This is a genomic window from Baekduia sp. (assembly GCF_035996765.1).
Lineage (GTDB): Bacteria > Actinomycetota > Thermoleophilia > Solirubrobacterales > Solirubrobacteraceae > Baekduia.
Genome location: NZ_DASYJG010000041.1, coordinates 64,182 through 75,627, shown reverse-complemented (window position 1 = coordinate 75,627; position 11,446 = coordinate 64,182). Strand labels below are relative to the sequence as shown.

The 11,446-nt window shown below is 72.9% G+C and carries 9 protein-coding genes and 1 riboswitch; of the genes, 5 read left to right on the top strand and 4 right to left on the bottom strand.

Translation table 11 applies throughout. The features are described from left to right. The first annotated feature begins 26 nt into the window (after positions 1 to 26). The 4 genes from VGO10_RS09825 to VGO10_RS09810 are packed head-to-tail and all read left to right on the top strand — an operon-like array spanning position 27 to position 5,369. Positions 27 to 1,106 carry a glycosyl hydrolase gene (locus tag VGO10_RS09825; protein WP_327467701.1) on the top strand — a complete coding sequence of 360 codons (1,080 nt, stop codon included), beginning with the start codon at positions 27 to 29 and terminating at the stop codon, positions 1,104 to 1,106. 52 nt (positions 1,107 to 1,158) lie between these two features. Next, positions 1,159 to 2,295: a glycosyltransferase gene (locus VGO10_RS09820; protein ID WP_327467699.1), complete on the top strand. Its 1,137-nt coding sequence runs from the start codon at positions 1,159 to 1,161 to the stop codon at positions 2,293 to 2,295. Next, a complete protein-coding gene (locus VGO10_RS09815; protein WP_327467697.1) occupies positions 2,292 to 3,908 on the top strand; it encodes a polysaccharide biosynthesis tyrosine autokinase in 1,617 nt (538 codons plus the stop codon). The genes VGO10_RS09820 and VGO10_RS09815 overlap by 4 nt, the downstream gene beginning before the upstream one ends. Before the next feature lie 9 nt (positions 3,909 to 3,917). Then, positions 3,918 to 5,369 carry an O-antigen ligase family protein gene (locus VGO10_RS09810; protein ID WP_327467695.1) on the top strand — a complete coding sequence of 484 codons (1,452 nt, stop codon included), beginning with the start codon at positions 3,918 to 3,920 and terminating at the stop codon, positions 5,367 to 5,369. On the opposite strand, the gene VGO10_RS09805 is transcribed toward VGO10_RS09810, so the two are convergent. Then, entirely contained in the window at positions 5,333 to 6,955 is a 1,623-nt protein-coding gene (locus VGO10_RS09805) for a hypothetical protein (RefSeq protein ID WP_327467693.1), read from the bottom strand. The genes VGO10_RS09810 and VGO10_RS09805 overlap by 37 nt on opposite strands. 43 nt (positions 6,956 to 6,998) lie before the next feature. Beyond that, a riboswitch (cyclic di-GMP riboswitch) is annotated at positions 6,999 to 7,073 on the bottom strand. A gap of 155 nt (positions 7,074 to 7,228) precedes the next feature. Here VGO10_RS09805 and VGO10_RS09800 point away from each other — a divergent pair. Next, the gene (locus VGO10_RS09800) at positions 7,229 to 8,005 is read left to right on the top strand and encodes a tyrosine-protein phosphatase (RefSeq protein ID WP_327467691.1); all 777 of its coding nucleotides are present in this window, start codon (positions 7,229 to 7,231) and stop codon (positions 8,003 to 8,005) included. On the opposite strand, the gene VGO10_RS09795 is transcribed toward VGO10_RS09800, so the two are convergent. From VGO10_RS09795 to VGO10_RS09785, 3 genes are read right to left on the bottom strand one after another with little or no spacing between them, the layout of a single operon-like run. After that, positions 8,002 to 9,186, bottom strand: a complete 1,185-nt coding sequence (locus VGO10_RS09795) for a glycosyltransferase (protein WP_327467689.1) — start codon at positions 9,184 to 9,186, stop codon at positions 8,002 to 8,004. The two genes, VGO10_RS09800 and VGO10_RS09795, sit on opposite strands and share 4 nt — an antisense overlap. A gap of 46 nt (positions 9,187 to 9,232) precedes the next feature. Further along, a complete protein-coding gene (locus tag VGO10_RS09790) occupies positions 9,233 to 10,276 on the bottom strand; it encodes a hypothetical protein (protein WP_327467687.1) in 1,044 nt (347 codons plus the stop codon). Then, a complete protein-coding gene (locus tag VGO10_RS09785; protein WP_327467685.1) occupies positions 10,273 to 11,409 on the bottom strand; it encodes a glycosyltransferase in 1,137 nt (378 codons plus the stop codon). The genes VGO10_RS09790 and VGO10_RS09785 overlap by 4 nt, the downstream gene beginning before the upstream one ends. Positions 11,410 to 11,446: the final 37 nt, after the last annotated feature.

Below are 11,446 nucleotides of genomic sequence, written 5' to 3'. Positions count from 1 at the left end.
GGCGCGGTCGACCTACCATGCGGGACGTGCGCGTCCGCGTCGTGCTCTGCCTGCTCGCTCTCGCGACGACCGTCGCCGGGATCGCGATCGCGCGCGAGCGGACCGTCGCGCACCCCGCTCCCGCGGCGCGACTGCGCCTCGGCCTCGTGGCCAACACGATCGGCTGGGGCGACCACGTCGGACCCGAGCAGACGCGCGCGGCTGGCGCGGGCGCGGGCTGGCTGCGCGAGGAGCTGCAGTGGGCCGAGGTCGTCCCGCGGCGCGGGGAGCGCCACTGGGGCCGGATCGACCGTCTCTTCGTCGCCGCCGCCCATCGGGGGCTGCACGTCCTGCCGGTGCTCAACGAGGCGCCCTCGTGGGCGCGCGGGCGCGACGGCGCGCTGCCGACCGACTCTCGCGCCTACGCCGCTTACGTCCGTGACGTCGTCGCGCGCTACGGCCCGTCGGGCCGCTTCTGGCGCGACCACCCGCGCCTCGACGTCTCGGTTGCCCCCGTGTGGTTCGAGCTGTGGAACGAGCCGTACTTCGCGCGCCCCGACCACAGCGCGATCACCGCCGCGCGCTACGCGGCGCTGGCTCAAGCGGCGATCACCGCAGGCCGCCGCGCCGACCCGCGTGCGCGGTTCCTGATCGCGGTCGATCCCGCGACGGCGGGCGACGCGAGCCTGGATCGCGCCTGGCTGGCGCAGCTCGCCGCCGCGCAGCCCGGCCTGCTCGCCGCGGCCGACGGCGTCGCCGCCCATCCCTACGCCCAGGACGGCGCCGCCTCGCTGCGCTCGCTGGACCACCTGCGCCAGGCGCTGACCGCGCAGGGCTCGCGGCTGCCGATCTGGGTGACCGAGATCGGGTGGAGCACGTGCGCGCGCTCGGCGGGCTGCGTCACCGAGCAGGCGCAGGCCGCCGACCTGCGGCGCTTCCTCAGCGGCGTGCGCACGGGCCGTCGCGCCGATGCGGTCTTCGTCTACCACTTCGCCAGCTGGCGGGTGCGGGTGGGCGATCAGCGCTTCGGCGACTACGGCCTGCTGCGCATCGATGGCTCACGAAAGCCGGCCTGGAGCGTCTACCACCGGTTCGCGGACGGCGTGCGACGAACCGCGGCACGCTGAGTGGCACGCTTCAAGAATGCCCGGCGCACCGTCGATATCCCGAAGTGACCCGATGACCGGCGATGCCGCCCTGCTCTCAAACGACTTCTCGCGTGCCGCGCTCGTGCACGACTGGCTCACGATCCCGGGCGGCTCGGAGAAGGTCGTGCTCGAGATCCTCGACCTTCTTGGCCCCGCCGACGTCTTCACCTCGGTCTACGATCCCTCCGAATGGTCGGAGCTGCTGGCCGGCCGCACCGTCCACCCGTCGTTCCTGGATCGCATCCCCGGCGCCAGGCGCAACTACCCCAAGCTGCTGCCGCTGATGAACGCGGCATTCGAGTCCTTCGACCTCGCTGACTACGACCTCGTGGTGTCTTCCAGCCACTCCTGCGCGAAGAACGTGCTGACCACGCCGCAGACGCTGCACGTCTGTTATTGCCACACGCCCATGCGCCACGCCTGGGAGCCGCGCTTCCTGGAGGGCGAGCAGCTCGGGACCGTCGCCACCGTGGCGGCCCGCGCGCTGATGCCCGGCCTGCGCCGCCGCGACCTGGCCGGCGCCGCCCGGCCCGACGTCTTCGTCGCCAACTCCCACCACGTCGCCGGGCGCATCGCCAAGTACTACCGGCGCGAGGCCGAGGTCATCGCCCCGCCGATCGAGATCGAGCGCCACCTGGCCTCGCCGCGCGATCCGGGCGACTACTACCTCGTCATGGGCCGCGTCGTCCCCTACAAGCGCGTCGACCTCGCCCTCGCCGCCTGCGCGAAGCTCGGCCGGCCGGTCAAGGTCGTCGGCGCGGGCCGGGCGCTGGATGCCGTCGCGGCCTACGCCGGGCCGGATGCCGAGCTGCTGGGCTACGTGCCCGACGAGGAGCTCGGGCCGTTGCTGGCCGGCGCGCGCGCCGTGCTCTTCCCCGGCGAGGAGGACTTCGGCATCGTGCCCGTCGAGGCCCAGGCCGCCGGCGTGCCGGTCATCGCCTACGGTTCCGGAGGCATCCGCGACAGCGTCGTCGACGGCGTCACCGGCGTCTTCTTCGACACCCAGACCGCCGACGCGCTGGCCGACGCGATCCTCGCCTTCGAGCAGATCGACTTCGACGAGGCCGCGATCCGCGCCAACGCGCGCCGCTTCGGGCCCGAGCGCTTCCGCGCGGAGTTCGTCGACCTCGTCCGCCGCCACCGTGATGAGGCAGGAGCCACACCATGACCGACCACCCGACGCGTACCGTCGCACCGTTCGACGGCCCCGTGCGCCCTAGCGACGGCGACGTCGACCGCTCCGACACGGTGGCCAACATGCTCGCCGTGCTGCGCCGCCGCTGGGCGGTGCTCGCCGCCGCCATCCTGGCCTGCGTCCTGATCGCGGTCGTCCTGCACCAGCGTCGCGCCGACACCTACGAGGCCACCGCGAGCGTCGCGTTCAATGTCGCCAACCTGTCGGACACCGCGCTCGGGGTCAACACCAGCGCCGATGACCCCGCGCGCGCTGCGGCGACCAACGTCCTGATCGCCCGTTCCAGCGAGGTGGGCGCGGCCGTCGCCAAGGAGCTGCGCACGGCCGGATCGCCCTCCGACGTCCTCAGCGGCGTCAGCGTCTCGGCCGCGGCCAACGCCGACGTGCTCGACATCTCGGCCGAGAAGTCGACGCCGGCCCAGGCCCAGGCGATCGCCAACTCGTTCGCGCGCCAGTACATCGCGTTCGAGGCCAAGTCGCAGGTCCAGGGCATCGAGCAGGCCGAGGCCGAGCTGCAGGCCCAGCTCTCCTCGCTGCCGCCGGGCTCGCAGCGCGCCGCGGTGGTCAGCAGCTCGATCCAGCGCCTCGCCCAGCTGCGCGCCGTGGCCAACGGCAACGCGCGCATCATCAGCCGCGCCGGGCCGGGCAGCCTGACCGGCGCAGGGCTGAAGCTCACGCTCGCGCTGGCGATCCTGATCGGCACCGCGCTCGGGTTGGCCATCATCTTCGTCCTGGAGGCCGTCGACCGTCGCCTGACGCGGATCGAGGACCTCGAGAGCGAGTACCGGCTGCCCGCGCTCACCGCCGTCCCGCAGTCGGCCTTCCGCGAGCCCAAGGCCATCGACCGGCGCGACGACCTGGAGCCCTACCGGATCCTGCGCAGCGTCCTGGACATCTCGGCGATCGACCGCAACGTCTTCACGATCCTGGTCACCAGCGCGGTGCCCGGCGAGGGCAAGACCACCGCGGCCGTCGACCTCGCCCAGGCCGTCGCCCTCACCGGCCGCTCGGTCACCCTGGTCGAGCTCGACCTGCGGCGCCCGACGTTCTCGCGACACCTTCAACTTGATCCGCGCCGCGGCGTGACCTCGCTGCTGGCGGGTCGGATGACGGCGTCCGAGGCGCTCGTCCGTCCGTTCCAGGATCTGCCGAACCTCGTGGTGCTGCCGTCGGGCACGCTGCCGCCCAACCCGTCGGAGCTGCTGGCCTCCCACGAGCTGGAGGAGCTGTTGACGCAGCTGACGTACCGCGGCGAGGGCGAGGGCCGCATGATCATCATCGACGCGCCGCCGCTGCTCCCGGTCGCCGACACCCAGGTGCTGCTCAACAACCCGGCGATCGACACCGTCCTGGTCGTCACGCGCTCGGGCAAGACGACGCGCGACGAGATCCGCCGCGCGCGCGGGATCCTCGACCGCCATCTGCTCCGGCCGCTCGGCCTGATCGTCGCGGGCGTGCGCGATGCGCCCAAGCGCTACGGCTACGAGCCGCTGAGCGACGTCGCCGGCCCGACGACGCCCGCCGTCGAGGACCGTCCCCGCACGCGGACGACGGCCACGAGCGCACCGCGGCGGACCGACTCCTAGGGGTCGATCGTGCGCCCGCCCGTCGCCGCGCGGCGCCTGCAGCTCCCCACGCGGGAGTCCGCGACGATCGGCGCGATCGTCGTCGTCGGGACGCTCGTCACCGTGGCCGCGGCGTTCAAGCTCGGCCTCGGCGGGCTGGCGCTGCCGAGCGGGGTGATCGCCGCCATCCTGCTGCTGCGCGTCCCGGGGCCGATGCTCGTGCTCGCGGTCGTGGCGGTGATCGTCTGCGAGAACGGCGACTTCGGGATCTTCCCGCAGACGGCCAAGCTCTACAGCGACCTGATCAAGGGCTTCATGCCGATCGACGCGATCCTGGCGATCTCCCTGCTCGGGACCGCCGCGCAGCTGATCCAGGATCGCCGGCCCGTGCGGCTGCCGCCGGCGGCGCTGGTCTTCCCGCTCGCGCTGCTCGTCCTCGCACTCCTCGGCGGCATCTTGGTCGGACGCGAGGCGGGCAACGGCGTCACCGACTCGCTGCTGAAGATCCACACCTTCGTCTACTTCGTGCTGGTGCCGCTGGTCGCGGTGAACCTGCGCATCAGCGATCGCGACCTGCGGCGGCTGCTGGCGGGCGGCGCGGCGCTGGCGCTGGCCAAGGCGCTGCTCGGGCTGCTGGTGGTCGCGACCGGCAAGGGGCTGGCCATCGACTCGTCGGTGCTGACCTACTACGAGCCGGTCGCCAACTGGCTGATGACCGTCGCGCTGCTGTCGACCATCGCGGGCGTGCTGGCGCGAGCGCCGCTGCCGTTGTGGGTGTTGGGCTCGGCGCCGGTGTGGCTGCTGGCGCTCGTGCTCTCTTACCGGCGCTCGTTCTGGATCGCGGACCTGCTCGGGATCGCGCTCGTCGTCCTGCTCGGGCTCTCGGCCGGCGGACGCAAGGTCCTGCTGCCGAGCGTCGTGCTGGTCGGGGTGGCCATCTGGGCGCTGGGCGGCATCGCCGTGCAGTCCGACACGCCGCTCGGTCAGCGGGTGCAGAGCCTGTCGGCCTCCAACATCCAGGCCAAGCCCGACGACCGCTATCGCCTCGACGAGCGCGCCAACGTCGTGGCCGCCATCAAGGACCACCCGATCGCCGGCCTGGGCGTCGGCATCCCATGGGAGGCATCCGCGCGCCCGCTGCCCGTGGAGGTCAACCCGGATCACCAGTACGTGCACTTCGCCGTCCTCTATTGGTGGCTGAAGCTTGGCGTGCTGGGCATGCTCGCTTACGTCGCGATGCTGATGAGCGCTGCGTTGATGTCGCTTCGCGTCTGGAAGCACAGCCGCGAGCCGATCGTCCGGGCCTTCGGTCTCGGCTCGCTGTGCTCGATCGTCGGGCTCGTCGTGATCGAGACCACCGCGACCTTCTCCGGGACCGACGCGCGCTTCACCATCGCGTTCGCCGGCCAGTTGGCGCTGCTTGCCGTCTTGTGGCGGCGGGCCGATCAGCCGGCCAGCAACGACTTGACCGCGGCGGTGTAGCCGCCCTTGGCGGTGCCGTCGATCGTGAGGCCGCCGAAGTAGGCCTCGCGGTTGGTCGTCGAGGCTGAGGGCTGCTGGTCGTTGGCCTGGTAGACGTACATCGCCGCGAGGCGGGAGCCGTAGCGGGCGCGCATCGCCGCGACCGTGCTCGACAGCGCCGCGCCGGCCGCGTCGTAGGTCATGCACTTGTCCCAGCCGTAGTTGTCGCTGAGGCAGCGGCCGTTGTCGGTGGCGATGCCGTACTCGGTGATGAAGATCGGGATCGTGCTCGGCGCGCCGTGGGAGGCGACGATCTCCAGCGAGGTGTCCATGTTGGGCTGCCAGCGCGACGACGGTCCGTAGGGGTGCATGACCCAGCCGCCGACATAGCTGTCGAAGTGCGGGACGGCCTTGTAGACGTTGTCCATCCAGCTGGTCCAGTTGCCGGGTGTGTCGCCGATGGCCAGCAGGCCGACCTTGCCGTTGACGGCGGCGACGGCCTGGGCGGCCTGCTGGAAGCCGAGCGCGTACTTGGTGGCGAGGTCGGCGTAGGCGGCGCTGCTGGGCCAGTCGGGGTTGGAGGACAGCGAGGCGTACTGGTAGGGCTGGTTGGACTCGTTGCCGAACTCGATGTTCGTCACGGTCGTGCCGGCGGGGTAGCTCTTGCCCTGCCAGAACGTGCCGCCCGGGCCGTAGGCGGCGGCCCAGGTCGCCAGGTTGCGCGCGTCGGTGGCCGACGGCGAGCGGCCCTGGAAGCCCGCCAGCAGCAGCGGCTTGACGCCGGCCTTGGCGTAGGAGTCCATGAACGGCGCCAGGTCGGCGGCCGGCGTGTTGATGTCGAACTCCACGCGCGCGGTCTTGGCACCGAGCGCGGTGATGAAGGGCAGCTCTACCGCGTAGGCGGCGTTGGAGACGAGGCCGGCCTGGAAGGTGGCAGAGGTGCTCGGTCCGGCCGCTCCGGCGGCGGGCGTGCTCGGGTCGGACTTGCCGGCGCTGGAGCCGGTCGAGCCCGCGCTCGTCGTCACCGTCGAGGCCGTCGTCTTGGCCGTGGTGGTCGTCGTTGGGGCGGCGGAGCTGGCGGCAGACGGGTAGGTGATCTTGACCTCGGTGGCCCAGGCGGAGCCGACGACCGCGGTGCGCAGGCCGAAGGTGACGGTCTTGCCGGGCTGCGGAGCCGGGGTGGCAGAGGTGCCCGTGACGACCGAGTAGCGGTCGGGCTTGCCGGCGACCTTGCTGACCAGGACGTAGGAGGTGACGTCGGCGACCTTGGCCCACTTCAGCGTGGTGCCCGAGACCGTGAGCTTCGGCGCCCGCTGGCGGGCGCTCAGCCGCGTGGCCTTCGCCGCGTGGGCCGAGACCGCGTCCTGCAGGCGGGAGAGCTTGATGCCAGCGGCCTGCAGGTGGTTGCGCAGGCGCACGCAGCGCCCGGCGGCGCCGGCGTGGACGCGGTTGCAGCGGACGACGTGCGTGGCGGCATCAACGACGGCGACGTCGGCACGGTGGTAGGCGCCGGCCGTTGCTGCGGTCGCGGTGGCGGCCGACGCGGGGCTCGGCAGGAAGCTGGTCGCGCTCAAGAGCGCGGCGACAATCAGGCTGGGTGCGACCATGCGGCGGCCGCCCTGCGGGGAACAGGGGTTCATCAAGGTCCTTTTTGGGAGCTGGGCTGTCTCGGAGAGACCCCTGGCTTTGCGGACCCACCTCGCGGTGGGGGTGCCTTTTACGGGGGCGTTGACGATGCAGGCGGCAAAATCTGCGGTCCGTCTCTGCTCTCATCGGGCCTTCGGGGAGATCCCGTGTGCAGATCGCGCAGATGTGGACGCCTGTCCTAAAGAACGTCCTGTCGCGGACGATGTGCCACCGGACGGGGCATCATGGGGCGGGTGATCGATCTGCACTGCCACCTGCTCGCCGGCATCGACGACGGTCCGGCAACGAGCGCGGAGGCCGTGGCGCTGGGGGAGGCGCTCGTCGCGGCCGGGGTGACGCGGGTGGTCACCACGCCCCACGTGGGTCCGAACTATCCGAACGACGCCGAGCGGATCCACGTCGCGTGGCTGGAGCTCGTCGCCGCCCTGGGCCGGGCTCACGTGCCGCTGGAGGTGCTCAAGGGCGCCGAGCTGGATCTCCTGTACACGCAGGGCCTGGACGCGGAGGAGCTCGGGCGGCTGGCGCTCGGCCCGGACGGCCCGCTGCTCGTCGAGTGCCCGTTCTCGGCGGTCATGCCGCAGTTCGAGCAGTTGGTGGCGGGCCTGCACGCCATGGGCCATCGCGTGCTGCTGGCCCATCCCGAGCGCTCGCCCGTCTTCCTGCGCGAGCCCGAGCTGCTGCGCCGGCTGGTGGCCGCTGGTGCGATGGCGTCGTTGACCGGGTCGTCGTTTGCCGGGCGCTTTGGCCGCACGGCGCAGCGCTACGCCACGTGGGCTGTCGACGAGGAGCTAGCCCACGACGTGTCCAGCGACGCCCACGACACCGTCAAGCGCCCTCCCGTGCTGGCCGAGGCGCTCGAGCAGGCCGGCTACGGCTGGACGGCGGCGTGGCTGACCCGCGAGGCGCCGGCGGCGATCCTCGCCGGCACCGAGCTGCCGCCGCGCCCGACGGCGCCGGCGGCCGGTGGCTGGGCGCGGCTGCGGCGGGCGCGCGGTGGACGCGCGGACTAGCGCGCTTGCGCGGCGGGGGGCAGCGCGGCGATCGCCGCGGCGATCTGTGCGAGGCGCGCATCCCAGGAGTGGGCTGCCGCTGCCTGTGACCGCGCGGCGCGGTCGGCGTCGCTGGTGCGGGTGAGCGCGGCGTCGAGGGCGGTGGCGAAGGCCGGCGCTCCGCGGGCGGTCGTGATCGCGTCGACGCGCTCCAGCGCGGGCAGCTCGGTCGCGACGACCGGCAGACCCGCCGCGAGGTACTCATACACCTTCATCGGGAAGATGGAGGCGGTGAGCTGATTCGATGCATAGGGGATGATCCCGGCGTCGGCGCCGCGCAGGACGTCGGGCAGCGCGGTGTGGTGACGGCCGCCGAGCACGTGGATGTTGGGGACGTCGCGCAGCGCGGAGACGTCGGTGCTCGGGTCGCCCATGCCGGTCGGGCCCACGAGCGCGAAGGACCAGTCGGGGCGCGCGCGGGCGACGTCGACGAGCAACGGCACGTCGAGCTTGGTGGCGACGACGGCGCCGGTGAAGACGATGCGCGGGCGCGGCAGCGCGGCGATGGCGGGGTCGACGGGTCCTGGTGTCAGCGCGGTGGCGAAGGCGGCGGTGTCGGCGACGTTGGGCGCGTAGAGGACGTTGTCGTTGAGCGTGCGCATGCGTGCTGCGAGTGCGGGCGCGCTGGCCAGGACGAGGTCGGCGCGGGCGGCGAAGCGGGCCTCGGCGGCGCGGAAGCTCGCGGCGTCGACGCCCGGCTGGGCGGCGATGTCGTCGACGCAGTGGTAGACGACGAGCGAGGGTTGCAACGTGTCGAGCAGCGCCTCGGCCTGCGGGACGTAGGCCCAGAGGATGGGGTCCTTGAAGTTGAGGTGCTTGATCGAGCGCTGGACCAGCGCGGGCAGGAGACGGGCGTTGAGCTTGCGCACCACGGCGTTCGCGTGTAGCGGCAGGACCAGCGGCGAGAGCACGTGGAGCCCCTCGGGCACCTGCCGCGCCGGGGCCAGGCCCCGGCGCAGCCGCCTGGCGATGCGCTTGAGGTCTCGGCCCGCCAGCTGCGGGCGGCGGAGCCCGAGCGACTCGATGAACAACACGCGGTTGTCGGCCGCCAGCCGCGACATCAAGTGATGTTGGTTGGTCGGCAGCTCGGTGTCCCAGTCGGCGAAGCCGACGCAGACGATGTCGCGGCCGACTAACCCCACGCCGTCGCTTCCCCCCACGGCGCGTCGAGGGACGAATTCCGGTCGCTCAGCGGCCATGAGTCGTCCCTCGATGGCGGGTGGGGAGAAGGGTGCGGAGCTTCTGTGTCATCAGCCAGGCGTCGTTGCGCAGGCGCGTCGACGTCGCGCCCGTGATGTTGAAGCGCTTGAGCGCGCGGTCGGTCTCGCCGAGGTCGCGGCGCAGCGCGCCGGCGCGGCGGCGGACGAGGGCGGCGGCCGCGCGGCGAAACGACAAGCCTTTCTCGCTCGGCAGGTGCCAGAGCGCGAGCGACGCCGGGTCCTCCGGGTTGGCCGCCTGATGGCGTGGGCCGGTCCAGATCCGCCCAGCGAGGTCGGAGCGGTCGACGAAGCGCGCGCGGTCCAGGGCTCCGGCAGCGGTGAGCAACTGCTCCTCGGTCGGCAGGCGGACGCCGGCAGCGGCCAGCTCGGCGTCGAGGTCCTCGCAGGTGGCGACGAGCCCACGCAGCGCGCCGGCGCGGCCGGCCAGCAGCTCGCCGCCGATCCACGGCGGGACCGGTTCCGTGCTTCCGGGCAGCGTGCCGATCGAGGCGCGGGTAGAGCCCGACACGTCCCAGTCGGGCGGATAGCCGATCGTCACGCAGGCCAGCGCGTCGCCCTCGGCGCCCAGCGTGGCGAAGGCGCGGCCCGGGTCGCGCCAGACGCAGTCGACGTCGACCAGCCACAGCTGACGGTCTGGCTCATCGGCCGGCGCGGTGGCGAGGATCGCATCAAAGACGTATCGCGACGAGTAGAACATCGTGACGTCGGGATCGGGCGCGTGGTCGTAGGGCGCGGTGACCCGCCGGACGCCAAGCTCCTCGATCACCCCCAGCAGCGCGATGCCGTGTTCGTCGAGGACCGCGCGCGGGTCCTCGAGGTTGAGCACGAGCATCAACTCGCAGTCGACGCCGCTGAAGCGCAGCGATGCCGCCTGCACGGCGACGCACTCCAGGTAGCGCGCCGCCAGCCGTCCGGCATCGCTGCCCGCCCGCGCCGACGGGTAGGTGAAGTCGTCGCCCGGCGCGTGGAGGTAGAGGTACTGGACGACGACCGGCGCAGGCACGACGGTCATGCGGCGACGGCTCGTTTCAGGGCCGCCAGCGAGTAGCGCTCGGCGACCACGGCGCGTCCCCGGGCGGCGAGCGCAGCAGCGTCGGCGTCGGCGCCGGTGAGCGTCAGGATCGCGTCCGCGAAGGCCGCTCCGTCGGCGCCCTCGCGGTAGTGCTCGCCCGCGCGCACGGCGAGTCCGGCGGCGGCGCGCGGGGTGGCGACGACCGGCAGACCGTGGGCCAAGGCCTCCAAGAACTTGAACGGCGTCCCGCCGCCCTCCAGCAGCGGCACGACCGCGCAGCTCGCGGCGGCGTATTCGGCGTCGAGGTCCTCGACGAAGCCCGCGGCCTGCACGCGCGCCTCGCCGGGCGCCGGATCGTCGAGACCGCGACCCACGAGGCGCAGGACGGTCTCGGGCCGGGTCGCCCACACGCGCGGCATCACCTCATCCAGCAGGAAGCGCAACCCATTGGCATTGGGTTCATAGGTGTAGTCGGCGACCATCAGCACGCGAGGGGCAGCGGGGCGCGCCGCCACCACGGTGATCGCGTCGATGTCCACCACATTGGGAACGAGGCGCAGCACCGCCTCCGGGCAGAGCTCCCGCGCACCCGCGAGGTCGGCCTCGCTGACCATCCACGACTCGGAGGACGTCGCCAGCAGCCGGCGCTCGGCGGCGCGCAGCAGCGCCGGCGAGCCGAGGTCGTCGGAGGCGAGCTCGTGGCGGTAGGCCGATTCCAAATTATGGGCGTTGTAGATGACGGGGCGGCGACGGGCGAGGCCCAGCAGCGCGGCGGCGGCGCCAGGGCCGTCGGCGATCACGCGGCGCACGCCGGGCTCCGCGGCGCGGCGGCTGGCGGCGCTGACCAGCTCGGGCGAGATCGCCCGCGCCCACCCGGCCGGAATGCGTCGGGCGCGCGCAGAGGTATAGGCCAGCGCGCGCCGCGCGCCGCGTGAGGGCTCGACTGCCTCGAAGTTCAGCCCGTCGACGGCCTGCAGCGCGGGCGCCGGCTCGTCGGCGCCGAAGCGCACGTACAGGACGTGGACGCCGGGGCCGGTCGCGGCGAGGGCGCGCAGCAGCGTCGCGACGCGCTGCGCCTGCCCGCTGCCGAGCACCGGCGTCTGCACCGCGACGAACAGATCGTGGTCGGCCATTCGCGGCCATCATCCCAGCGTGCGGCCTGTACGCTCG

Coding starts and splice junctions, on each gene's coding strand:
- VGO10_RS09805 (WP_327467693.1), bottom strand. CDS start 6,955: ATGGTCGCACCCAGCCTGATTGTCGCCGCGCTCTTGAGCGCGACCAGC.
- VGO10_RS09790 (WP_327467687.1), bottom strand. CDS start 10,276: ATGACCGTCGTGCCTGCGCCGGTCGTCGTCCAGTACCTCTACCTCCAC.
- VGO10_RS09820 (WP_327467699.1), top strand. CDS start 1,159: ATGACCGGCGATGCCGCCCTGCTCTCAAACGACTTCTCGCGTGCCGCG.
- VGO10_RS09815 (WP_327467697.1), top strand. CDS start 2,292: ATGACCGACCACCCGACGCGTACCGTCGCACCGTTCGACGGCCCCGTG.
- VGO10_RS09785 (WP_327467685.1), bottom strand. CDS start 11,409: ATGGCCGACCACGATCTGTTCGTCGCGGTGCAGACGCCGGTGCTCGGC.